The 23261-nt window shown below is 62.4% G+C and carries 18 protein-coding genes; 11 read left to right on the top strand and 7 right to left on the bottom strand.

Annotation, left to right across the window (positions count from 1 at the left end; translation table 11 throughout):
• Window positions 1-176 precede the first annotated feature (176 nt).
• The 4 genes from AC0L3I_RS21305 to AC0L3I_RS21290 are packed head-to-tail and all read left to right on the top strand — an operon-like array spanning window position 177 to window position 3695.
• A complete protein-coding gene (locus tag AC0L3I_RS21305) occupies window positions 177-1097 on the top strand; it encodes a metal ABC transporter substrate-binding protein (protein ID WP_473528122.1) in 921 nt (306 codons plus the stop codon).
• Window positions 1094-1999 (top strand): manganese/iron ABC transporter ATP-binding protein, encoded by a 906-nt coding sequence (locus AC0L3I_RS21300; RefSeq protein WP_473528121.1) that lies wholly within the window; start codon window positions 1094-1096, stop codon window positions 1997-1999. Before AC0L3I_RS21305 ends, AC0L3I_RS21300 begins: the two co-directional genes overlap by 4 nt.
• Window positions 1996-2853: an iron/manganese ABC transporter permease subunit SitC gene (gene sitC / locus AC0L3I_RS21295; RefSeq protein WP_473528120.1), complete on the top strand. Its 858-nt coding sequence runs from the start codon at window positions 1996-1998 to the stop codon at window positions 2851-2853. Before AC0L3I_RS21300 ends, sitC begins: the two co-directional genes overlap by 4 nt.
• Window positions 2850-3695, top strand: coding sequence for a metal ABC transporter permease (locus AC0L3I_RS21290; protein WP_473528119.1), 846 nt, complete (start codon window positions 2850-2852; stop codon window positions 3693-3695). Before sitC ends, AC0L3I_RS21290 begins: the two co-directional genes overlap by 4 nt.
• A gap of 10 nt (window positions 3696-3705) precedes the next feature.
• On the opposite strand, the gene AC0L3I_RS21285 is transcribed toward AC0L3I_RS21290, so the two are convergent.
• From AC0L3I_RS21285 to aceA, 4 genes are all read right to left on the bottom strand, one after another.
• On the bottom strand, window positions 3706-4149 hold the full coding sequence (locus tag AC0L3I_RS21285; RefSeq protein WP_095491384.1) for a Fur family transcriptional regulator: 444 nt from the start codon (window positions 4147-4149) through the stop codon (window positions 3706-3708).
• Between the two features lie 203 nt (window positions 4150-4352).
• A complete protein-coding gene (locus AC0L3I_RS21280; RefSeq protein WP_244602699.1) occupies window positions 4353-4742 on the bottom strand; it encodes a response regulator in 390 nt (129 codons plus the stop codon).
• A gap of 311 nt (window positions 4743-5053) precedes the next feature.
• Window positions 5054-5296 (bottom strand): SMc00767 family acetate metabolism repressor, encoded by a 243-nt coding sequence (locus AC0L3I_RS21275; RefSeq protein ID WP_077379645.1) that lies wholly within the window; start codon window positions 5294-5296, stop codon window positions 5054-5056.
• A gap of 55 nt (window positions 5297-5351) precedes the next feature.
• Window positions 5352-6641: an isocitrate lyase gene (gene aceA / locus AC0L3I_RS21270; RefSeq protein ID WP_123146699.1), complete on the bottom strand. Its 1290-nt coding sequence runs from the start codon at window positions 6639-6641 to the stop codon at window positions 5352-5354.
• Window positions 6642-6888: 247 nt separating this feature from the next.
• Between aceA and AC0L3I_RS21265 the strand changes: the two genes are divergently transcribed.
• Window positions 6889-8343, top strand: a complete 1455-nt coding sequence (locus AC0L3I_RS21265) for a helix-turn-helix domain-containing protein (protein ID WP_473528118.1) — start codon at window positions 6889-6891, stop codon at window positions 8341-8343.
• 41 nt (window positions 8344-8384) lie between these two features.
• On the opposite strand, the gene AC0L3I_RS21260 is transcribed toward AC0L3I_RS21265, so the two are convergent.
• A complete protein-coding gene (locus AC0L3I_RS21260) occupies window positions 8385-9176 on the bottom strand; it encodes a class I SAM-dependent methyltransferase (protein WP_473528117.1) in 792 nt (263 codons plus the stop codon).
• 254 nt (window positions 9177-9430) lie between these two features.
• Between AC0L3I_RS21260 and AC0L3I_RS21255 the strand changes: the two genes are divergently transcribed.
• The 5 genes from AC0L3I_RS21255 (at window position 9431) to AC0L3I_RS21235 (ending at window position 14849) form a co-directional block, all read left to right on the top strand.
• Window positions 9431-10381 carry a DMT family transporter gene (locus tag AC0L3I_RS21255; RefSeq protein WP_473528116.1) on the top strand — a complete coding sequence of 317 codons (951 nt, stop codon included), beginning with the start codon at window positions 9431-9433 and terminating at the stop codon, window positions 10379-10381.
• Window positions 10382-10739: 358 nt separating this feature from the next.
• The gene (locus AC0L3I_RS21250) at window positions 10740-11837 is read left to right on the top strand and encodes a polyamine ABC transporter substrate-binding protein (protein WP_473528115.1); all 1098 of its coding nucleotides are present in this window, start codon (window positions 10740-10742) and stop codon (window positions 11835-11837) included.
• Between the two features lie 74 nt (window positions 11838-11911).
• A complete protein-coding gene (locus AC0L3I_RS21245; RefSeq protein WP_473528114.1) occupies window positions 11912-13051 on the top strand; it encodes an ABC transporter ATP-binding protein in 1140 nt (379 codons plus the stop codon).
• 8 nt (window positions 13052-13059) lie between these two features.
• Complete coding sequence (locus AC0L3I_RS21240) at window positions 13060-14034, top strand: ABC transporter permease subunit (protein ID WP_473528113.1); 975 nt, start codon at window positions 13060-13062, stop codon at window positions 14032-14034.
• Window positions 14031-14849: an ABC transporter permease gene (locus tag AC0L3I_RS21235; protein WP_473487166.1), complete on the top strand. Its 819-nt coding sequence runs from the start codon at window positions 14031-14033 to the stop codon at window positions 14847-14849. The genes AC0L3I_RS21240 and AC0L3I_RS21235 overlap by 4 nt, the downstream gene beginning before the upstream one ends.
• A gap of 48 nt (window positions 14850-14897) precedes the next feature.
• Here the strand turns inward: AC0L3I_RS21235 and AC0L3I_RS21230 are convergent, their stop codons facing one another.
• Window positions 14898-16748 carry an AsmA family protein gene (locus tag AC0L3I_RS21230; RefSeq protein WP_123146706.1) on the bottom strand — a complete coding sequence of 617 codons (1851 nt, stop codon included), beginning with the start codon at window positions 16746-16748 and terminating at the stop codon, window positions 14898-14900.
• Between the two features lie 272 nt (window positions 16749-17020).
• Between AC0L3I_RS21230 and AC0L3I_RS21225 the strand changes: the two genes are divergently transcribed.
• Window positions 17021-19003 carry an acetoacetate--CoA ligase gene (locus tag AC0L3I_RS21225; protein WP_473528112.1) on the top strand — a complete coding sequence of 661 codons (1983 nt, stop codon included), beginning with the start codon at window positions 17021-17023 and terminating at the stop codon, window positions 19001-19003.
• Window positions 19004-19472: 469 nt separating this feature from the next.
• Here AC0L3I_RS21225 and AC0L3I_RS21220 read toward each other — a convergent pair whose 3' ends face one another.
• A complete protein-coding gene (locus tag AC0L3I_RS21220) occupies window positions 19473-23171 on the bottom strand; it encodes a PAS domain S-box protein (RefSeq protein ID WP_473528111.1) in 3699 nt (1232 codons plus the stop codon).
• Window positions 23172-23261: the final 90 nt, after the last annotated feature.

The following is a 23261-nucleotide window of genomic DNA, read 5'->3' as shown; positions in this document are numbered from 1 at the left end:
GCGCATCGCAATCCTTGTTGTCCGCTTCGCCAAGGGCCGCGCTGTCGCTGACCTCCATCGCGCGGCCGTGTACAATCCACGATGCAAAACCGTTTTCTACTTGCAAATCAGTCGCAATTGCAGAATATGCGACAAGCGCGGCGGGACATGCGAGTAAATCGCGACAGGAGATTTTGATGATCGAGAGATACGGGCGATTGGTTGTCGTCGGGTTGATGGCTACAGTGTTCGCTGCCGCAGTTGCTTCAAGCCCAGCGAAAGCGCAGGAAAAGTTCAAGGCCGTGACGACCTTCACCGTTATCGCCGACATGGCGAAGAACGTGGCGGGCGACGCAGCAATCGTGGAATCGATCACCAAGCCGGGAGCGGAGATCCACAATTACGCGCCGACGCCGGGCGACATTCAGCGGGCGCAGGGCGCACAGCTCATTCTGTGGAACGGGCTCAACCTCGAACTCTGGTTCGAAAAATTCTTCCAGAATCTCAGCGACGTGCCAGGCGCTATCATCTCCGAGGGCGTCCAACCGATGAGCATCGCCGAGGGACCCTATACTGGGAAACCGAACCCGCATGCCTGGATGTCGCCGACAAACGCGCTGATCTACGTCGACAACATCCGCGATGCCTTCGTCGAGCACGATCCGGCGCATGCCGAGACCTACAAGGCCAATGCAGAAGCCTACAAGGCAAAGATAGAGGCGGCCGTCGCGCCGATCCGCGATAAGCTTGCCTCGATCCCGAAGGACCGGCGCTGGCTGGTATCGAGCGAAGGCGCTTTCTCCTACCTCGCACGCGATTTCGAGCTGAAGGAGCTTTATTTGTGGCCGATCAACGCTGACCAGCAAGGCACCCCGCAGCAGGTTCGCAAGGTGATCGACGCCGTCAGGGAAAACAAGATCGTCGCCGTCTTCAGCGAAAGCACCGTGTCGGACAAGCCGGCCCGGCAGGTCGCGCGCGAGACGGGGGTGCATTACGGCGGCGTGCTCTACGTTGATTCTCTCAGCGAGGCGGACGGCCCGGTGCCAACCTATATCGACCTGCTGCGTGTGACTTCGGATACGGTTCAGAAAGGCCTCGCCGCAGGGCTGTCGCAATGAACGAAGCCGTTCCGCCTTTTGCCCCCGCGTTCGAGGATGCGGGAGGCGGCCTCGCCGTCCGCGGCGCGACCGTCACCTACCGCAACGGCCACACGGCGCTGCGCGATGCAAGCTTTGAAATTCCGACAGGCACGATCACGGCACTTGTCGGTGTCAACGGCTCGGGCAAGTCGACGCTGTTCAAAGCCATTATGGGCTTCGTGCGGCTGGCAAAGGGAGAGATTTTTGTTCTCGGACAGCCGGCCGCGGCCGCACTGAGGAAGAACGTCGTCGCCTATGTGCCGCAGGCCGAGGAGGTCGACTGGAACTTTCCAGTACTGGTCGAGGACGTCGTCATGATGGGTCGCTACGGCCATATGGGCATGATGCGCCTTCCGAAGGCGGCTGATCGCGAGGCGGTTAGCGCCGCGCTTGCACGTGTCGGCATGAGCGATTTTCGCAAGCGCCAGATCGGCGAGCTTTCGGGCGGGCAGAAGAAGCGCGTCTTTCTAGCTCGGGCGCTGGCGCAGGACGGGCACGTCATCCTGCTTGACGAGCCCTTCACTGGCGTAGACGTCAGGACCGAGGACGCTATCGTCGAACTGCTGCGCGCGCTCCGGGACGAAGGCCGGGTGATGCTGGTCTCGACGCATAATCTTGGTAGCGTGCCGGAGTTCTGCGACCGTGCCGTACTGCTCCGGAACACGGTCCTTGCCTACGGGCCGACAGGCCAGACCTTCACGCAGGCGAACCTGGAAAAGGCTTTCGGCGGCGTCTTGCGTCATTTCGTGCTCGGCGGCGCCGGACTGCATGAGGACGACGACAAGCGCCGCCTTGCCGTCATCACCGACGACGAGCGACCGCTGGTCTTCTACGGAGAGAACGGAGCGATGCAGCAGAAGATGCGGGAACCGGACGAATGAGTGTCCTGCTCGAGCCGTTCGGCTACGAATATATGCTCAATGCCATGTGGGTGTCCGCCTTGGTCGGCGGTGTCTGCGCCTTCCTGTCCTGCTATCTGATGCTGAAAGGCTGGTCGCTGATCGGCGACGCGCTCTCGCATTCGATCGTGCCAGGCGTCGCCGGCGCCTATATGCTGGGCCTTCCCTTCTCGATCGGCGCCTTCTTCTCCGGCGGGCTCGCCGCTGCGGCGATGCTCTTCCTCAACCAGCGCACCAAGCTGAAGGAAGACGCCATCATCGGCCTGATCTTCTCCTCTTTCTTCGGCCTCGGCCTGTTCATGGTGTCGCTGTCACCGACCTCCGTGAATATCCAGACGATCGTGCTCGGCAACATCCTGGCCATCACCTCGGAAGACACGCTTCAACTCGCCATCATAGGCTTCGTCTCGCTCGCCATCCTGCTGGTGAAATGGAAGGATCTGATGGTGGTCTTCTTCGACGAGAGCCATGCCCGCTCGATCGGCCTCAACCCGAGCGCGCTCAAGATCATGTTCTTCATGCTGCTATCGGCCTCCACGGTCGCCGCGCTTCAGACCGTCGGCGCCTTCCTCGTCATCTGCATGGTGGTGACGCCCGGCGCGACCGCCTATCTTCTGACGGACCGCTTTCCGCGCCTGCTCGTCATCGCGGTTGTCATCGGCGCGGCCACGAGTTTCAGCGGCGCCTATGCCAGCTATTTCCTCGACGGCGCCACCGGCGGCATCATTGTCGTCCTGCAGACGCTGATCTTTCTCGCCGCCTTCTTCTTCGCTCCCAAGCACGGAATGCTGGCAGCCCGCCGCCGCGCGGCGAGGGGCTTGGAGGCTAGCCTATGAGCATCCTCGATACGCTGCTTACCCCCTTTCAGTTCGGCTTCATGGTCAATGCCCTGATTGTTTCGGTTCTGGTCGCCGTGCCGACTGCGCTGCTCTCCTGCTTCCTCGTTCTCAAGGGCTGGTCGCTGATGGGCGACGCCATCAGCCACGCCGTCTTTCCCGGCGTGGTCATCGCTTACATCCTCGGATTCCCCTATTCGATCGGCGCCTTCGCCGCCGGGATGGTCTGCGCTCTCGCCACCGGCTTCCTCAAGGACAACAGCCGCATCAAGCAGGACACGATAATGGGCATCGTCTTCTCCGGCATGTTCGGCCTCGGCCTGGTGCTCTACGTAAAGATCCAGTCCGACGTGCATCTCGACCACATATTGTTCGGCGACGTGCTGGGCATCGGCCTGCGCGACATCGTCGAAACGGGGCTCATTGCTGCGATCACGGCCGGCATCATCGGGATCAAGTGGCGCGACTTCCTGCTGCACGCCTTCGACCCGGCTCAGGCTCGCGCGGTTGGTCTTCGGGTCAACCTGCTCCACTACGGCCTGCTTTGCCTGATCTCGCTCACCATCGTCGGCGCGCTGAAGGCGGTCGGCATCATCATGGCCATCGCCATGCTGATCGCGCCTGGCGCCATCGCTTTCCTGCTGACAAGGAAGTTCAGCGCCATGCTGATCCTGTCGGTGACGATCGCGGTCGCCGCGTCGTTTCTCGGCGTCTATCTGTCCTTCTTCATCGACAGCGCACCGGCGCCGACCATCGTTCTCATGCTGTCCGCCGCCTTCATCGCGGCCTTCGCCGTTACCACACTCAAAGTGAGCCGAATGGAGATTGGCGAGGAACGCTAGAAACGGGCGGTCATTCTCCGGATTGACGAGAGCGTCGCGTTTTCTGGATCGGCTTCACGTAGATCTCCAGTCTGTGGCTGATGATCGTGAATCCGTGCTGTCGAGCGATTTCCTCTTGGAGCCGCTCGATCTCCGCCGACTGGAATTCGACGACGTCTCCCGTCTCGATGTTGATGAGATGATCGTGATGCTCACGGGGGACGGTTTCGTATCTGGCGCGCCGATCGCCAAAGGTGTGCCGCTCCAGAATGCCCTTTTCGCGCAGAAGGCTGACGGTGCGATAGACAGTGGCGAGCGCGATCGTCGGCTCGATGGCGACAACACGGCGATGGAGTTCCACCACATCCGGATGGTCGCTGGATTCGGATATAACACGCATGATGACGCGGCGCGGACCGGTGATGCGCAGTCCGAGTTTCCTGCAAAGCGCGGCGATGGTCTGTTCTGAGGACATGTCATGATCCGCCAATATCGACAGCCATGTCGCGAAGTCGGAACATGCCTGCGGATTTGTTCGAAGCTGCTACCCCAGATGCGTCGCAATTGCAAAAGGACATCGGACTGGGTTCGCTGTCAGGCGGTCACCTACTGACATAGAGATATCCAGATCCGATCGCAAGAAGCAAGGAAGGGCGTGTGAGCCGGATCGGATGCTGGCTAGTTACGTCCGAGCCCGATCAGGTGGTCGATCACCGGCTGCAGCCGTTCGGTCGTGATCGGTTTGACGACCACCGCATCGATGACGCTCGACAGGCCAAGGCTCTCCGGTGTGCCGTTCTTGGTCGAAAGCAGGATCACCGAGGGAAGCGGCCTGCCCGAGGCGCGTCGCAGCGCATCGATACCGGACATCAGCGCGTCGCAGTCCTTGTTGTCCGCTCCGCCATCGAGGACGACAGCTCCGGGAATGAGCGATCGCAACGTCGTTGCTGCCGTTTCGGGCGATTCCGAGATCGGTTTGAGCCCGGATCGTTCGACGATTTTCGAAACCACCACCCGGTTGACCGGCGACTTCCCGACGACGAGCACGCGGGTGAAGTCCGTGAGCATCTCGGGGTCCACATTCCGGCTCCCCCAAGTCAGGTGGCTTACGGTTCTGGGGTCGCGGTTCATGGGGCGCATGAGCGTGGGGGCACTCGTCTGGTTTCAATGCAGGGTTGAAACTTTAGAAACAATTGCAGTGAGATCGCTGCCTGTGTCAAGCTGAAATGGCGGATATCCAAAATATCGCAAGAAACGTTAAAATTTAAAGCGAGTTCTGTTCTTGCCCCTATGCAAACTGGTCCTGCAGACGCAGATCACCTGCGCAGAGACTGCGCAGGTGATGCTGGATCCACCGACAGGCTTCGGTCGGATTTCGGTCAGCCGAGGCTCCGCTGGGTGACGATCACCGGGATCAGCAGGTCGCCCCAGTTGCCGTCGCCGCCATGGTGCCGTGCCGAGCGCACCAGCTCCACCGACACACCGGCCTCGACCGCCTTCATCACCGACTGGTTGAGCCTGTGCAGGTCATTCGCCAGCATGCGGATGGTCGCTTGCTGGTCGACGGTCATGGTGGTGGCCTGTTCTTCGGCCCGTTCCTTGACGCGGCTTATCGATGCCATTGGTCTTCTCCTTCATACCCCTTTGGGGCGTTCCTCTATTTTGTTGCGTTGCTGGCTATTCTGCCGCCGGTTTGAACTGGGCGTGCTCGGTCGATTCATGCATCGCCGTGGTCGAAGACCGGCCACCGGTGATCGCCATCGACACGGCGTCGAAATAGCCGGTGCCGACTTCGCGCTGGTGCTTGGTCGCGGTGTAGCCGTGGGCTTCCGCCGCGAATTCAGCCTCCTGCAGCTCGGAATAAGCCGCCATTTGCCGCGCCTTGTAGCCGCGGGCGAGTTCGAACATGCCGAAATTGAGCTGGTGAAAACCGGCCAGCGTGATGAACTGGAACTTGTAGCCCATGGCGCCGAGTTCCTTCTGGAACCTGGCGATCGTGGCGTCGTCGAGGTTCTTCTTCCAGTTGAACGACGGCGAGCAATTATAGGCGAGAAGCTTGCCGGGATGGTGCCTGTGCACGCCCTCGGCGAACTTCTTGGCCTGCGCCAGATCGGGCTTGGAGGTTTCGCACCAGATCAGGTCGGCGTAGGGCGCGTAGGCGACGGCCCGCGCGATGCAAGGCTCGATGCCGTTTCTGACGTGATAGAAGCCCTCCACCGTGCGGCCGGCGCCATAGTCGACGAAGGGCTGGTCGCGCTCGTCGATGTCGGAGGTGAGCAGCTTTGCCGCTTCCGCGTCGGTGCGTGCGACGACCAGCGTCGGCGTGCCCATTACGTCGGCGGCAAGTCGCGCGGCGTTGAGGTTGCGGATGTGTGCGGCGGTCGGGATCAGCACCTTGCCGCCGAGATGGCCGCATTTCTTCTCCGACGCCAGCTGGTCCTCGTAGTGGACGCCGGCGGCACCCGCCTCGATGAAGGCCTTCATGATCTCGAAGGCATTGAGCGGTCCGCCGAAGCCGGCTTCCGCATCGGCGACAACAGGCGCGAACCAGGTGTCGACCGAAAGTCCCTTGCCTTCGGAGGTCTCGATCTGGTCGGCGCGCTGCAGGGTGCGGTTGATGCGCTTGACCAGTTCGGGCGCCGCATTGGCGGGATAAAGCGATTGGTCCGGATACATGGCGGATGCCGTGTTGGCGTCGGCGGCGACCTGCCATCCAGACAGGTAGATCGCCTTCAGCCCGGCCCGGACCTGCTGCATCGCCTGATTGCCCGACATGGCGCCGAGCGCGTTGACGAAGTCCTCTTCGTGGATGAGCTGCCAGAGCCGGTTGGCGCCCATTTCGGCGAGGCTCTGCCGGATCTGGACCGAACCGCGCAGCCGCTTCACGTCGTCCGGCGAGTAGGGCCGCTCGATGCCGTCGAAGCGGCCTTCCGGCGCCGAGGGGACGAGGTTGTAAAAATCGGTCATTGGTCACTCCGAGTAAATCGCTGCTGGGATGGAAACGCCGCCTCATGGAGATTTCTGCGTCGTTTTGGTGTGACAGCATTTACATTCTGGCGCGAAGCAGGCGAGAAAAACCGGCGGATTGGCTGGAAAATAAGAGAAAACTTGTGTTGCGTTTGACAACTAGACGCTGTAAATTTGTCATGATTGTAAAAAAGCCGGCATGGCATCGCCGTGCAGAGTCATGTAAATTTCTGTCAAGGACAGACGAGTGGCCGATCAGAAGATCTTCGCCGGGCCGCGCATCCGCCGCATCCGCAGCGCCAAGGGCCTGACCCAGACCGCGATGGCCGAAGGGCTCCGCATCTCGCCGTCCTACCTCAATCTCATCGAGCGCAACCAGCGGCCGCTGACGGTTCAGCTGATCCTCAAGCTGGCATCCGTCTACAAGGTCGACCCGCATGAATTGCAGGGCGAGGCTCGGGGGTCGGTCGCTGCCTTGAAGGAAGTATTTTCAGACCCGCTGCTGGTCGGCGAATTGCCTGGTGACCAGGAACTGATCGAGCTTGCAGAGGCGGCGCCCAACGCTTCCGCCGCGGTGATAAAACTGTTTCGCGCCTATCGCGAGCAGGCCGAGCGCCTTTCCGACCTCAACGAGCTTCTCGCGCGTGAGGGCAAAGCGACGGCACTCTCCGGCGCCCGCTTGCCGATCGACGAGGTGCACGAGATTTTCGAGCGCCGGCCGAACCATTTTGCCGCGCTCGAAGAGGAGGCCGAGGCATTCACGTCGGTTCTCGATCCCGGCGACGATCTGTTCGGTGCGTTGAAGGCCTGGCTGAAGCGCGAATACGCCATCGTCGTCAAGGTGCTGCCGGTCGCCACCATGCCGAACTGGCGCCGCCGCTACGACCGCCACTCGCAACGCCTGTTTCTGTCCGAGCGCCTGTCGCCGTTCGATCAGTTGCGCGAGGTGGCGATGGAGGCCTGCCTGATCCGCATGACGGTCGCGGTGGCAAGCGAGATCCAGGCGCTGAAGCTGACCACGGATGAAGCCCGCCGGCTTGCCCGCTTCGAGCTTGGCCGCTACGCCGCCCACGCGCTGATGATGCCCTATCAATCCTTTCACGCAGCCGCGGTACGCGCGCGTTACGACATCGACGTGCTGCGCTCGCGCTTCGGCGTCTCCTTCGAGCAGGCGGCGAACCGCCTGACCATGCTGCAGCGGCCGGGCACGCCGGGCGTGCCGTTCTTCATGCTCGAGGTCGATAATGCCGGCAACCGCTTCCGCAAGGCGGGCAGCCAGGGTTTTCCGCAAAGCCGCTTCGGCGGCGGCTGTCCGAAGCTTCCCGTGCATGCCGCCTTTACCCAGCCCGGCCAGATCTTCGTAGAGGCGGTGGAAATGCCCGATGGCGCCGAGTTCCTCTGCGTCGCCCGCACGCTCGAAGGACCGCAAGGCTCGTTTTCGGAGCGACCGCGCCGTACCGCCCTTCTGTTGGGCTGCGATATCGGCTTTCGTGACGAGATCGTCTACGGCGCGGCACTGCCGGGGGCAGCCGCCGCCGCGACCGGAAAAGCCGGACAGGGCGCCAATCCGGCCACGCCGATTGGCCCGGCCTGCCGGCTGTGTGAACGCATCGGCTGCCTCGCCCGCGCCGAGCCGCCGGTGACGCGCCCGCTCGGCCTTGACGAGATGGTGACCGGACTAAGCGCGTTCGATTTCCAGTGACGGGCACAGCGTTTCCATCAAATTGCGCTCGGCGCATTGTTCTATCGCCCACCGCTGCCTATCAGAACGTCCATCTCAATCGTCAGCGGCTCTCCAACGCTCGGCGAAGCCAGCCCGCGCCAGACTTCCTCGCGCACTGTGACCTGCATGTCTGGAGGAAGCTGGACATACTCCTGACCGCTCAATGTTGCTCCTTTGGTGATTCCGCTGAAATAATCGTCGAAAGATGAGAATTTGATGGGCCGAGTTTCAAGCTGGACATAGACCTCTTGAAACCCGGCGCGGTGGAGCAAGGAATGCAAGCATGTCGCGTCAGGGATGGAGAAGAAGCGATTTAGCTTTTCGGCTTTTTCAGGTGCGCAACGGGCGATTACCGCGCCTATTCTGGCGAACAGCGAGCGCTCCGGCGTCGTCGTCACGCTAACTGCAGTCCAGCCGTTGGGGCGCAGAACCCGACGAAACTCAGAAAGCGCTCCAAGCGGGTCTGAGAAGAACATGAGCCCAAGCTGACAGATCACCGCATCGAACCGACAATCCTCGTAAGGGAGCGCGTGAGCGTCAAACCTTGCGAGGATGATTGGCTGGTTCTTCAAATTGCGTTTGGCAGATTCGAGCATGGCCGGCGAGATATCGCCGGCAGTGACAGAGCCGGATGGGCCTACCACGATCGCTGCAGCTTGCGCTGCTGCTCCTGTACCCGTTGCGACGTCGAGCACCCGATGGGCAGGCGCAATTTGCGCTGCCTTCAGCAAGGATGGGATGAACGAGTTCGTTGCGCGGGCGAACAGCTCGTCATAGCCAATCGCAGCCGTCTTGTAGAATGGCTCATCCATGGGTCGCCCTATACATGTTATTTACGTCGGTCACGGGGCTTCTCTTGTCACGCAGTAGCCGTCCAGCCTCGCATCGTAAACTATCCCTGCCAGCTCCGCCCGACCGTCTTGCCTCGTCCCTGCGCTAGTCAGTGCGCCAAACGGAATACGGCGCTGGATCACGCCCGACCTTCGTCTTTGCGTTACGCGATTAATGCACGTTTCTGTCGTCCGCTATGCATCGTGCTGCCCCGAAATCGCCGACAGTCGCACTCATGACCGATTCATCATCAGCGATAGCCGTCTCCCCTGCTGTCTCGCCGCGTGACGAGCGTGTCGGGCTCCTGTTGATATTCCTGTCGGCGCTGATGTGGAGTTTCGGCGGCGCCATCGCCCGTTTCATCGACGCCGGGGACAGCTGGACGGTGGTGTTCTGGCGCTCGGTCTGGGCCGCCGCCTTCCTCATCTGCTTCATGATCTGGCGCGACGGCTGGCACGGCACGGTAAGGTTGTTCCGCGGCATGGGCCTGCCCGGCCTTGCCGTGGCGTTCTGCTTCGCCACCGCATCGACCTCGTTCGTCGTGGCGCTTGCCTACACCACCGTCGCCAATATCCTTTTGATGCAGGCAGGCGTGCCGCTCCTGGCGGCGCTGTTTGCCTGGGTGCTGTTTCGCGAACGGGTAGCCGTGGCGACCTGGGTGGCGATTGCAGCCGTCATTGCCGGCGTTGCCATCATGGTATCGGAGTCGCTTGATGGCGCCGTGTCGCCTATCGGCGACGGCTTGGCGCTGCTCATCGCCGTGATGTTTTCGATCGCCACCGTCATCACGCGACGCTTTGCCCATGTGCGCATGACGCCGGCGACCTGCCTCGGCACGATGCTTGCCGCCGCATTCGCCGCGTCGCAGGCGTCGCAATTCGGCGTTTCCAGCAGCGACATGGGCTTCCTGTTTGCATTCGGCGTGGTCAATCTGGGTCTCGGCCTTGCCTTCTTCGCCACCGGCGCCCGGCTCGTTCCAGCAGCGATCGCAGCACTGCTCGGCACTTTCGAGCCGATCCTCGGCCCGATCTGGGTCTGGCTCATCCATTCCGAGGTGCCGTCGGGACGCACCATCCTTGGCGGCGCGGTGGTGGTCACGGCGCTGCTCGTCCATATCGGGCTCGAATTCAAGCGTCAGGCGCGGCCGGTGCGGCCGGGTGTCACCGGCATGCCGTCGCCTAATTGATTGCAGCGCACGCGCCAAAGCGAGATGAGCCATTGACAATGGCGCAGCCGCGCGGGCAGGCTGCAAATACGGCAACAACAAGACAGGCTCATCTTGCCAAGTCTCCCCTCCGGCCCGACCGAGACCGGACAACATCGTCGTATCCCTGCCCGCGCCGTGGCGAGAGCCTTTGACGGCGCCGGAATGCCACCTGGATCACGACATGGGAACGGGGGACTCGGCCGCTGCACATCGAACCACCAGGGTGTCGGCGGTTCGCGCTTGTCGCTTGTCGGAAAGCCCAATAATCTGAAGCAAACGCCCAGCCGCGCAGCCCCGCGACGAGCTGGCGATGGAACACTCATCAAAGGAGACACTCATGACCCGCAAAGCATTCTGGCTTTCGGCGACCTCGGCATTTCTGACGCTTTTCACCCTCGGCGCTCATGCCCAGGACCGCGTCGTCAATGTCTATAACTGGTCGGATTACATCGACAGCTCGATTATCGAGGATTTCACCAAGGAAACGGGCATCAAGGTCACCTACGACACCTTCGATTCCAACGAGCTCCTGGAGACGAAACTGCTTGCCGGCGGCAGCGGCTACGACGTCGTCGTGCCGACCGCCAATTTCCTCGCACGCCAGATCCAGGCAGGTGTGTTCCAGAAGCTCGACAAGTCCAAGCTGCCCAACATTTCCAACATGTGGGAAGTCGTTTCGGAGCGCACAGCCAAGTACGATCCCGGCAACGAATATTCGATCAACTACATGTGGGGCACGGTCGGCCTCGGCTATAACATCAAGAAGGTGCAGGAAGCGCTCGGCACCGACAAGATCGATAGCTGGGACGTGTTCTTCAACCCGGAAAAGCTGACCAAGCTGAAGGATTGCGGCGTCTATGTCCTCGACTCTCCGAGCGACATCCTCCCGAACGCCTTCAAATATCTGGGTATCGATCCCGAGACCACGTCGCTGGACGATTTCGCCAAGGCGGAAGAACTGATGCTGAAGATCAGGCCTTACATCCGCAAGTTCCACTCGTCGGAATACATCAACGCCCTGGCCAATGGCGACATCTGCCTGGCCGTCGGCTGGTCGGGCGACGTGTTCCAGGCGCGCGACCGTGCGACGGAGGCAAATCAGGGCGTCGAGATCGGCTATTCCGTGCCGAAGGAAGGTGCCGAAATGTGGTTTGACCAGATGGCGATCCCGGCCGACGCGCCGCATGTCGCCGAGGCGCATGAATTCCTGAATTACATGATGAAGCCGGAGGTGATCGCCAAGTCGAGCAACTACGTCTTCTACGCCAACGGCAACAAGGCGTCGCAGCAGTTCATCAACAAGGAGATACTCGAGGATCCGGCGATCTACCCGGACGAGGCGACGCTGGCGAAGCTGTTCACCATCGCCCCCTACGATTCCAAGACCCAGCGCGTCGTCACCCGCACCTGGACCAAGATCGTCACCGGGCAGTAAGCGACAATCAACGACCCCGGCAGGTGCTGCCGGGGTCAAATCTTCTGGGGATAGGACGCAGGACGGAGTGGGATATGAAATCGCTTGGCAGCATCCGCAGGGATTTCGCGCCGTGGAACGACCCGAACGCCAAGCCATACATCCAGTTCGACAAGGTCACCAAGCAGTTCGGTGACTTCACCGCCGTCAACAATTTGTCGCTGACCATATTCGAGCGCGAGTTTTTTGCCCTGCTCGGGGCGTCGGGCTGTGGAAAATCGACGCTTTTGCGGATGCTCGCCGGATTCGAGGAGCCGACCGCCGGCCGCATCCTGCTCGATGGCCAGGATCTGCGCGGCATCCCGCCATACCGGCGGCCGGTCAACATGATGTTCCAGTCCTATGCGCTGTTCCCACATATGACGGTCGAGAACAACATCGCCTTCGGCCTCAAGCAGGACGGCATGCCGAAGCCCGAGATCGCGGCGCGCGTTGGAGAGATGCTGAAGCTGGTCAAGCTCGAGCAGTTCGCCAAGCGCAAGCCGCACCAACTGTCCGGCGGCCAGCGCCAGCGCGTCGCGCTTGCCCGCTCGGTCGCCAAGCGGCCGAAGGTGCTGCTGCTCGACGAGCCTCTGGGCGCGCTGGACAAGAAGCTGCGCGAGGAAACACAGTTCGAGCTGATGGACCTGCAGCAGTCACTCGGCCTCACCTTCGTCGTCGTCACCCACGACCAGGAAGAGGCGATGACCATGGCCGACCGTATCGCCATCATCGACAAGGGCGAGGTGATGCAGGTAGCGACGCCGGCGGAAGTCTACGAGGCGCCGGGCTCCCGTTTCGTCGCCGGCTTTGTCGGCAACGTCAACATGTTCGAAGGCAAGATTGCGCATGGCGAGGCCGGCGCGGCAAGCATCGATGCGGGCAACGGCATCACCATCCGGGCCGAGAATGCCGGCGATGCCGCCACCGGCGCGGCCGTCGCCTTCGCCATCAGGCCGGAGAAGATCAAGATATCCTCGACGAGACCGGCGGGCGCTGTCAACGCCATCGAAGGCGAGGTCTACGATATCGCCTATCTCGGCGACATGACCGTCTATCACGTCAGGCTGGACGACGGCCACGTGGTGCGGGCCAGCACGATGAACGCGGCCCGCATCACCGAGGATCCGCTGAGCTGGAACGACCGTGCCTGGGTGTCGTTCAGGCCGGACGCCGGCGTCGTGCTGACGCGATAGAGGCGGTCATGTCGAATGCCGCTGTCACCGCTGCAACAAGCTCTCGGGCCGCCGACGCGGGCAAATCCGCCCTGGCCAGACTGGGCGAGGCCTTCGTTGGCCGCCTTGTCATCATCATCCCCTATCTCTGGCTGGTCTTCTTCTTCCTCATTCCGTTCGTCATCGTCTTCAAGATTTCGCTGTCGCAGACGGCGATCGCTATACCGCCCTACACGCCGGTACTTGGCTTCGGGGATGGGCTTTCCGGTTTTTTTGCTCAGCTGAAACAGCTCAGCATCGATAACTACACATGGCTGACGCAGGACGCGCTCTACGTCAACGCCTATGTGACGAGCGTCGTTGTCGCCGCCATTTCGACGGTGCTGACATTGCTTGTCGGCTACCCGATCGCCTATGGCATGGCCCGCGCGCCGGCGATGCTGCGCCCGACTTTGCTGATGCTGGTGATCCTGCCGTTCTGGACCTCGTTCCTGATCCGCGTCTACGCCTGGATCGGCATCCTCAAGCCCGAGGGGCTGCTCAACCAGCTGCTGCTCGCCACCGGCGTCATCAGCCAGCCGCTGATCATCCTCAACACCTACACGGCAATCTTCATCGGCATCGTCTATTCCTATCTGCCGTTCATGGTGCTGCCGCTTTATTCCGCCCTCGAGAAAATGGATTATTCGCTGATCGAGGCGGCCAAGGACCTCGGTTGCCCGCCGACCAGCGCCTTCTGGAAGATCACCTTTCCGCTGTCGCTGCCTGGCGTCATCGCCGGCTGCCTGCTGGTGTTTATTCCCGCCGTCGGCGAGTTCGTCATTCCCGACCTGCTCGGCGGCTCGCAGACGCTGATGATCGGCAAGACGCTGTGGAACGAGTTCTTCGCCAATCGCGACTGGCCGGTGTCGTCGGCCGTCGCCGTCATCCTGCTGTTGCTGCTGATCGTGCCGATCATGCTCTTCCAGCGGGCCCAGGCCCGCGCCCAGGAGCAGGACAAATGAACCCGACTTGGAGCCGCTTCAATATCACTTCGATCGTGCTCGGCTTTGCCTTTCTTTACCTGCCGATCGTCCTGCTCGTCGTCTTCTCCTTCAACGAGTCGAAACTGGTCACTGTCTGGGGCGGCTTCTCGACCAAATGGTACGTCTCGCTGTTCCACAACCGGGGCCTCATGGACGCCACCTGGGTAACGGCCCGCGTCGCCGTCATCTCGGCCACCGTGGCGACCGTGCTCGGCACGCTGGCAGCTCTCACCTTGACCCGCTACACGCGCTTCAAGGGCCGGACGCTGTTTTCCGGCATGGTGTTTGCGCCGCTGGTCATGCCGGAAGTCATCACCGGCCTGTCGCTGCTGCTGCTCTTCGTCGCCGTCGGTCTCGACCGCGGCTTTCTCACCGTCACGCTTGCCCATATCACCCTGACCATGTGCTTCGTCGCCGTCGTCGTGCAGTCGCGCTTGATCACGTTCGACCGCTCGCTGGAAGAGGCCGCGATGGATCTTGGCGCGCCGCCGGTGAAGACCTTCTTCCAGATCACGCTGCCGGTCATCATGCCGGCGATTGTGTCTGGCTGGATGCTGGCGTTCACATTGTCGCTCGACGATCTGGTCATCGCCAGCTTCACCTCAGGGCCCGGCGCCACCACGCTGCCGATGAAGATCTACAGCCAGGTTCGTCTCGGTGTGACGCCGGAGATCAACGCCGCCTGCACCATCCTGATCGCGGTCGTGGCGGTCGGCGTCATCATCGCTTCGCTCGCCAACAAGCGTCGCGAGGTGCAGCGCCAGCGGGACGAGCAGGCCGCGCAGCGTGGGTGAAAAGCCGGCAGGAAGCACTCCTGACGACGACCGCGGCAGCCTCGCTGCCTACTTTCCGGAAACCCCGCGGCTTATCGGCGAAATGAACGGCGTGCTCCACGTTCCGCCGACGAAGAACGAAGACTGGTTGGGACCCTGGTTATTTGTCTGCGTGGCTGGCTGGTCCGCCTGAATGATGCCGCCGGACAGCGCCAGCCCGCGCCCGGCGTAGGAGGCGATGCCGGAAAGCCAGATCTTGTACTTCGCCGAATTCGCTTCGGCCTTGTCGATCTTCGCTACACCGTTCGAGATGCTCGCCTTGAGTTCTGCCCCGTCGATCGGCAGCGTTCCGTCGGAGATATCGTCGAGCGCGAAGAACCCGCCCTGTTCGTTGTGTTTGAGAAACGCCGGCAGGTTGAACCGGCTCAACGCGCCCTGGCCGAATTTCGCCGAAACCGAGCCGTCGGCGTTTTCAAAAATGGAATCCCAGGTTCTGCCCGGCCCCTTGAGGATGACCGAAACGGTTCCCGTGCCGATCGGCACCAGTCGCGTCATTCCGGCTGCGGTGCCAAAAGCGCCGCCGTCGATGTCGGAGGCGAGCAGCCTGATCTCGACCTGCGTGCCTCCCGGCTTGCGGTCGAAACGAAGACTGCTCTGGATGTTGCCGCCAAAGGCCGATGCATCGGAAATATCGAAGACGGCAAGACCGTTCTTGACCTGGGCGGCGGCAGCGACGTCGGCAAGCTGGATAGCGCCTGCGGTGGCCTGAGCTGCCGACAGTCTGAGATCGAGATCGATCCGGTCGGCGACGCTTATGTCGATTTCGCCGGGGCCAACGCCGCTCGTAGGCGCCAGGGGTGTGAAGGCGGAGAGAAAGGACCGCAAGTCGAGCGTCTCGAAGGCGAGCGTACCGGCGATCACCGGCCGCGCCTCGCCAAAGGAGAAGTCCAGCGCACCCATTCCCGGATTGTCGTCCAGAGCGATCTCGGTGTTTTCGAATTTAATGCGGCCGGAGGTCGCCGTAACCTTGCTGGAAACGGAAACCGAGCCGATTGCCGCGCCCGGCGCGATGCCGGCCCGCGACCATTCGAGCACGCGCCTGAGCGAGGGTGCGGCAAATTTCGCCTGGCCGTCGAAATAGGCGTTCTCGGACATGCTGGCGACGCCGTCGAAGGAAAAACTGGCAGGGGGCGCCTTGAAGGAAAGCGTCATCGGCGCCGCACCACCCCCAAACAGCACCAGCGGGTTCGACGATGCGGCATCCACAGCGACGCTTTCGCCACGCCAGATCCCGGTCGCCGACAGCGTCGCATTGCTGTTCATTGCACCCCAGTTCGCCTGTCCGCTCAGGCTGCTCAGTATCTCAGCGTCCTTGCCATCGACGGAGGTCACCACGCGGCCGTTCCTGAACTCTACGGTGCCGAATGGATCAGCCGGCAGCTTGCTCAGGTCCGGCTTGGCCGGATTGGCACTGACCACGGCGCGAGCGATGTCGATGGAACGCGTGATGCGTCCGCCTGAAGGCAGGGCAGGCAGGAAAAATCCATGTGCTGCGCGTTGAACCCTGATCGTCGGCCGGATCAGCCGCGCCGTCGAGAACACCACATCGCCCTGCAACGCCGCCATGGCGGAGAGATTGACCTCGACCCGTTCGGCTTCGATCACAGGCGGCGCGTCGCTCTCTGTCCATTGCGAAAGCGTCACGTCGGACAGGATGGCCCGGAAATTCGGCCAGACCTCGATCCGCGGGGCCCCGTCGATGTTGACCCTGAAACCGCTCCATGCACTCATTTCCCAGGCGATGCGGTCGCGCACGATGCGGGTCGAGGCGACCAGCGGAAGGGCGGCAACGGCCAGCGCGATGACGAGCACGGCAACGCCGATCGCCCATATTCCGCGCCGGATCAAAGGTGATGACATGTCGCCCCGTATGCTTCCGTTCCGACAAGAATCGCCCGACGGGTGTAACCCACGGCTGACGCATTTCAAGTCTTTATGGCCCAGCGATGGCATTTGCGCACATCCACGTCGCTCGGCCGAACAAAATCTTGCTCTGCTGCGCCGCGATATGCATAAGCGATGCCAATGCATGTCGCCAAAATCGTCTTGGGATAACGCACACATAAAAACAAAAGTCTAAAGCGCGTCGCGTGAATCTCTTCAAACGTGACGTGCTTTAAGGAGGAACGATCATGGCCGGCGACGTACCGCTCTGGGCACCGACGAAAGACCAGGTCGACGCCGCGCCGATGACTGCCTTCATGCAGGCCGCCACGGCCGCAACCGGCAAGGTTTTTTCCTCCTACGCCGATCTACATCGTTGGTCGATCGACGATCGCGAGGCATTCTGGAGCCTGGTCTGGGATTTTTGCGGGATCGTGGGCGACAAGGGCGCCAGTGGCGGGATCAGTGGCGGCGGGCGCGTGCTTGTCGATGGCGAGAAAATGCCCGGCGCCGCCTTCTTTCCCGACGCGAAGCTGAACTTCGCCGAGAACCTGTTGAAGAAAACCGGGCTCGGTGATGCCATCGTCTTTCGCGGCGAGGACAAGGTCGAGCGCCGGCTCTCCTGGAATGAGCTGCATGCGCTGACCTCGCGGCTGCAGCAGCTTTTCCTGTCGCTCGGGGTGAAACAGGGCGACCGCATCGCCGCCATGATGCCCAACATGCCGGAGACGGTCGCGGCCATGCTGGCGACAGCCTCGATCGGCGCCGTCTGGTCGTCCTGTTCTCCCGATTTCGGCGAACAGGGCGTGCTGGACCGGTTCGGTCAGATCGAGCCTGTCGTTTTCATCGCGCCCGACGGTTACTGGTATAATGGCAAGGCGATCGAGGTCGCCGACAAGATCGCGGCGGTTGCCGCAAAGCTTCCCACCGTCGGCAAGATCCTGATCGTCGACTATCTCGGCACGTCGACCGATGTGGCGGCGACCATAGAGAAGGCGACTGCGCTGGACGAGGCGCTCTCATCCTTTGCCGCCAAGCTCGTAACCTTCGAACGGTTGCCGTTCGCGCATCCGCTCTACATCCTGTTTTCTTCCGGAACGACCGGCATCCCCAAATGCATCGTCCATTCGGCCGGCGGAACGCTGATCCAGCATGTCAAGGAAGAACGGTTCCACGCCGGCCTGCTCGACGGCGACCGCTTCTTTTATTTCACCACCTGCGGCTGGATGATGTGGAACTGGCTGGTGTCCGGCCTGGCATCGGGTGCAACCCTTCTGCTTTATGACGGGTCGCCCTTCTATCCCGACGGCAACGTGCTGTTCGATTTTGCCGACGCCGAGAAGATGACCTATTTCGGCACCTCGGCCAAATTCATCGATTCCGTGCGCAAGGCCGGCCTCAGACCGATCAAAACGCATGATCTTTCCAGCGTGCGCACGATCTCCTCCACCGGCTCGCCACTGTCGCCCGAGGACTTCCGCTTCGTCTATGATGGCATCAAGACGGACGTGCATCTCGCCTCGATCTCCGGCGGCACTGACATCGTCTCCTGCTTCGTGCTCGGCGTGCCGACCGAACCGGTATGGACCGGAGAGATACAGGGGCCTGGTCTCGGCCTCGCCGTCGATGTCTGGGACGACGACGGCCACCCGCTCAGGCAGGAGAAGGGTGAACTCGTCTGCACCAAGGCGTTTCCGGCGATGCCGATCGGCTTCTGGAATGATCCCGAAGGCAAGAAATACCACGCAGCCTATTTCGAGCGCTTCGACAATGTCTGGTGTCACGGCGACTTCGCCGAATGGACCGCTCATGGCGGCCTGATCATCCACGGCCGCTCCGACGCGACGCTCAACCCGGGCGGGGTGCGGATCGGCACGGCGGAGATCTACAATCAGGTCGAGCAGATGCCGGAAATCCTGGAAGCGCTGTGCATCGGCCAGGATTTCGACAACGACGTGCGCGTTGTGCTGTTCGTGCGGCTGGCTCCGGGCGTTGAACTCGATGCCGAGCTGCAAAAACGCATTCGCGCGAAAATCCGCAGCGGCGCGAGCCCCCGCCACGTGCCGGCTAAAATCGTCGCCGTCGCCGACATTCCACGCACCAAATCGGGCAAGATCACCGAACTCGCGGTGCGCGACATGGTGCATGGCCGCGCTGTCAAGAACAAGGAGGCGCTGGCCAATCCCGAAGCGCTCGAGCTGTTCCGCGACCTGCCGGAACTGGCCGATTAGTTCCTCGAAGTGAGCGAGTTTGACAGGTTGCAGGCCTGCTTTGTGGCCATGATTTCATGGTTCGTTGAGTGAACCATCGCAAACGTTCGAGATTGGCCGAAGCTCCTCAACTTCGTCATCCCTGGGCGTAGCAGGAGCGAAGCTCCGTCGCGGAGACCCCAGGATGACGAAGCGATGGACGCTTCAACTAATCTCCAAGACATGAGAACCGTCACGCGTTCAAACGGCAGCCGAGCATGGTTAACGAAATATCTCGCTCGAATTTACCTAGATTTCATGAGTGGTACACATTGGTAAATTTTTCGCGGCGCCGGTAAGGTTTTGTTAAGGGCCGGCATCGATAGTCGTGCGTAACTTGAGGGAGAAATCCCGTTCCTCTAAATCCCCAGAGGATCTGAATTCGCTCAAGCCCCCGATGTAACAGCAATCCAATCATTCAAGGCGTCCTGTTGGACGCCTTTCTTTTTAACTAATCCGCGAGCACGCGGGTCGACGGGAAAGCGACTTCGACCAGGGTGCCCTCGCCGGGGGTCGAGTTGATGGTGAACCGGGCCCGGTTCGCCTCGACCATGGCCTTGGTCAGCGGCAGCCCGAGGCCGGTGCCGTCGCCGCGCCCACGCTTCAGCGCGTTGATCTGTTTGAACGGCTTGAGCGCCTGCTCGATCTCGGACTGGCTCATGCCGATGCCGGTGTCGCGCACGCGCATCACGACGTCGCCGGAGATCTCGTAAGCTGTCGATACGATCACCTGGCCGCCGGCCTGCGTGTAGCGGATGGCATTCGACAGGATGTTCAGCGCGATCTGGCGCACGCTGCGCAGATCGGCCACCACTTCCGGCAGCCGTGAGGCGAAGCTGGAGCGGATGATGACACGTTCGCGGTTGGCTTGCGGCTGCATCATCGCCACTGTCTCGGCCAGCGTGTCGTTGAGCGACACCGCCTCATAGGCCATCTCCTGCTGGCCGGCCTCGATCTTCGAAATGTCGAGCAGGTCGTTGACCAAGTCGAGCACATGGTTGCCCGACCGGTTGATGTCGCGCAGATAGTCGCGGTAGCGGTCATTGGCGACCGGCCCGAATTTCTCGTCGACCATCAGCTCGGAAAACCCGATGATGGCGTTGAGCGGGGTGCGGATCTCGTGGCTGATGCGGGCGAGGAAGTCGGTCTTTTGCGAGGAGGCGCGCTCGGCCACAGCGCGCGCCTGGGTCAGGTCCTCTTCGGCCCGCTTCCATTGGGTGATGTCGCGCACCACCGCGCAGAAGCCGCTGTCGTTGGGCAGGCTGCCGATGGTCATGAACAGCGGAATGAAGCGCCCCTGCGCCTCGCGTCCGATCACCTCGCGGCCGTCGTTGAGCACGCTCGCCACGCCGGGCTCGGACAGTCCGTCGAGATAGTCTCGCGCGGCGCGCTGGCTTTCGATCGCGAACAGCGAGACGAAGGGCTTGCCGGTCACCTCGTCGCTGTCGAAACCGAACAGCGCTTCCGCCGGGCGGCTGATCGAGCGGATCGTTCCGTCTCGGCCGATCAGCACGACGCCGTCGGTCGCGGTGTCGATGATGGTGCGCATCTCGGCGATGCGTGCCTTGAGTTCGGAAGTGTCCGGCTGCGTATGGTCGTCGGCGGCGCCATGCGGAATAGCTGCTGCCTCGTCGTCGCCGGAACGGCGCACGACCAGCATCAGCGCCTTGCCGCCACGCCACGGCACCGAACGCAGAATGGCCTCGATCGGGAACTCCTGACCGTCATGTGTCTTCAACCGCAACGCGTGATCGGTTCCGTCGGGGGCGCTGCCGTCGTAAGGATCGGCAAACAGCGCGCCGAGGCCACCGGCATCCTCCAGATCGTCGAGCGTGTCATAGCCGGTCAGGCTGAGGAATTCCTCATTCGCATAGTGAAGATCGTCGCCGGAATGGATGAGCAGCGGCACCGGCAGCTTGCCGAGGATCGAGATATCCGGAGCCTTGTTGTCATCTGCGGTCGAAAAAGCCGATGGCACGAAGCCTTCGAGCTTGAGCGGCGGCACCGGCAGGCGCGGCGGTTCGATCGGCGCCGGCTCCACGTCGCCGGCATCGCCGATGTCATCGGTTGACGAACCGGCTTCGTCGTCATCGGGCCGCGCCCAATCCTCGTCGTCTTCTGCGTCACGGAAATCGGCAGCCGTCATGCTGTCGTTGTCTTCGGCGGCGGTCGATCGACCACTCGTGTCGGTGGGTTCGACCACCTCTTGCGCCGCCTTGTCCGGCTCCGAAACCGGCGCACCGTCGCTGTTGTCGGCGACATAGTCCCGGTCGGCGTAATCGAGCAGCGAGCCTGAGATGCCGGACACGGTTGCTTCCGGCTGCTCGCCGTCGAGCCTTGCGACATCGTTCTCGTCTTCGACATCGGTTTCGGTCGGTTCCGCCGCAGCCGGTATTGCAGCATCGGGCTGTTCGGTCGGGGGATTGTCCTTCTTGAGCCGCTCGCCGATCTCACGGAATGCACTGCGTTCCAGCGTCGACAGGCCTTTGTCGTTGGCCGGCTGCCTGTGCTCGGCCAACCGGATCACCTTGTCGGCAAAGCGCCGCTCCGGCTTCGGCACGATGGTCAGCGCCGGCACCTCGCCCTGGAACGGGTCGGTTTCGTCAGGCGTTGCGGCGACTTCCGGCTCCACAGCTGCGGTGGCCTCTGCATTGGGGACAAGCGCCATACCGATCGCTTCGGGATCGACCACTGCATCGCTGGTGCGAGCAACGCCGAAGCCGCGAAAACCCTCGAAGGCACGGCTGCGGCCGTAGACAGGCAGCGCCGCCAGGTCGACGGGTATCTTGAAATCGGTGCCGGCAACCGGCCACAGCACGGAGCGGCCGGACCAGGTGTCGCGTCGGTCGAGCAGGCCGGCGATCTCGCCGGACGCATCGAGGTCGAAGGTGGCCGCGACGTCCCTGAAGCGCCGGCCAATCACATCGGCGGCAGGCTTGCCGACGAGTTCCGCGAATTCCGGCGACAGCGCACTGAACCTGCCTTCGGCGTCGGTTCGCCAGACGAAACGCAGGGGCGGCGCCGCGCGGTCGATCGAGGGGATGGCACGCTCAGTCGGGGAGGCGGCCCTGATGGCATCCTGTGCGGAACTTTCCGCCGAAGCATCCGCCTCGACATGTCCGGACGCATCCGGTCCCGGCTTTTGCGCCTCATCCTCGCTGGCGCTGAAATACCAATGGTCATGCTGTGGAGGCATTCCGCCGGCCGCTTCCGGACCCTGCTCGGTCGAATCAGGCGCGGTTGAATCAGGTCCTGTCGAATCGGGCCGGGTCGAATCGGGCCCGATGGCATCGGGAACGTCATGCTCCGCCGACACCGATGTGTCTTCGCCGGCTGCCGGGACTGTCTCTGCCGCATCCGTCTTCGCGACTGCTGCCGGCGCATTGTCCTGTTCTGCCTTTGGCCGGACTGCGGCAACGGCCGCCGCCGCACCGGTTGCGGTTTCCATCCCCGCGCTGCGCTCGCCAGCAGAGGCTTCTTCGGAGTCAAGCCGGTCCTCGTCGATCACCACCAGCAGGTGCCGCTCGTCCGTCAGCCGGGCCAGGCCGGCCGGATAGGAAGTGGTGCCGCCTGGAACGAGGCGTTTGACGATGCGGTCGCTCTCGTGCGCCACATCGGCCACAAGCGCTGCCAGCGTTTCGGGCAAGATGCCGAGCGCCGAAAAACCATCGGAAGCGGCCTCGATGTTGCCCTTGGCGTCGACGAAGGCGATGTAATGACCGTCTTCGGTAAAGCCGCTGATGGCCCGAGCGGCGATCTCGGCGGCGCTGCGCGAGCCGGTCTGCGCCGCCGGCACCGCCAGCATAATCGCGTTTTCGCCGTCAGGCATTGTCACCGTGCTGGCCAGAAAGCCAACCGCGCGGCTGGTCAGGCCGGTTGCCAGCCGCAGCGTGATGGCGCGGTCGCGGCCGATCTGTGGAAAACCGCTTGTCGCCATGATCTGGCGCCTGGCGATCAGCGGCAAGCCTGTCGAGGCGCCGATGATGGCCTCGATGTCGGGATAGCCGAACACCGCTGCCCCTGGTCCGTTTGCCCAGATCACCTGTTCGAGGTCTGCCGACAGAAGCGCGATCGCGTCGCCGGCGGCAAAGCGCTGGCGGACCGCGTCGAGCACGGCGACGTCGAGGAAGGAGTAGTTTTCGGACGGCATGCGCTTTGGGAGCCCTCACACAGCGGCAGTTTGCGGTTAACGCTTTGTTAATAAAAGCCGACGGCGCGAAGGTCCACAAGCCATAGCGTG

The sequence above is a fragment of the Mesorhizobium sp. WSM4840 genome (genome assembly GCF_055811755.1).
This window is presented reverse-complemented; position numbering and strand designations above follow the sequence as displayed.

Coding starts and splice junctions, on each gene's coding strand:
- AC0L3I_RS21300 (WP_473528121.1), top strand. CDS start 1,094: ATGAACGAAGCCGTTCCGCCTTTTGCCCCCGCGTTCGAGGATGCGGGA.
- AC0L3I_RS21280 (WP_244602699.1), bottom strand. CDS start 4,742: ATGCTCACGGACTTCACCCGCGTGCTCGTCGTCGGGAAGTCGCCGGTC.
- AC0L3I_RS21290 (WP_473528119.1), top strand. CDS start 2,850: ATGAGCATCCTCGATACGCTGCTTACCCCCTTTCAGTTCGGCTTCATG.
- AC0L3I_RS21240 (WP_473528113.1), top strand. CDS start 13,060: ATGTCGAATGCCGCTGTCACCGCTGCAACAAGCTCTCGGGCCGCCGAC.
- AC0L3I_RS21230 (WP_123146706.1), bottom strand. CDS start 16,748: ATGTCATCACCTTTGATCCGGCGCGGAATATGGGCGATCGGCGTTGCC.
- AC0L3I_RS21275 (WP_077379645.1), bottom strand. CDS start 5,296: ATGGCATCGATAAGCCGCGTCAAGGAACGGGCCGAAGAACAGGCCACC.
- AC0L3I_RS21305 (WP_473528122.1), top strand. CDS start 177: ATGATCGAGAGATACGGGCGATTGGTTGTCGTCGGGTTGATGGCTACA.
- AC0L3I_RS21250 (WP_473528115.1), top strand. CDS start 10,740: ATGACCCGCAAAGCATTCTGGCTTTCGGCGACCTCGGCATTTCTGACG.
- AC0L3I_RS21225 (WP_473528112.1), top strand. CDS start 17,021: ATGGCCGGCGACGTACCGCTCTGGGCACCGACGAAAGACCAGGTCGAC.
- aceA (WP_123146699.1), bottom strand. CDS start 6,641: ATGACCGATTTTTACAACCTCGTCCCCTCGGCGCCGGAAGGCCGCTTC.
- AC0L3I_RS21285 (WP_095491384.1), bottom strand. CDS start 4,149: ATGTCCTCAGAACAGACCATCGCCGCGCTTTGCAGGAAACTCGGACTG.
- AC0L3I_RS21260 (WP_473528117.1), bottom strand. CDS start 9,176: ATGGATGAGCCATTCTACAAGACGGCTGCGATTGGCTATGACGAGCTG.
- AC0L3I_RS21220 (WP_473528111.1), bottom strand. CDS start 23,171: ATGCCGTCCGAAAACTACTCCTTCCTCGACGTCGCCGTGCTCGACGCG.
- sitC (WP_473528120.1), top strand. CDS start 1,996: ATGAGTGTCCTGCTCGAGCCGTTCGGCTACGAATATATGCTCAATGCC.
- AC0L3I_RS21245 (WP_473528114.1), top strand. CDS start 11,912: ATGAAATCGCTTGGCAGCATCCGCAGGGATTTCGCGCCGTGGAACGAC.
- AC0L3I_RS21255 (WP_473528116.1), top strand. CDS start 9,431: ATGACCGATTCATCATCAGCGATAGCCGTCTCCCCTGCTGTCTCGCCG.
- AC0L3I_RS21235 (WP_473487166.1), top strand. CDS start 14,031: ATGAACCCGACTTGGAGCCGCTTCAATATCACTTCGATCGTGCTCGGC.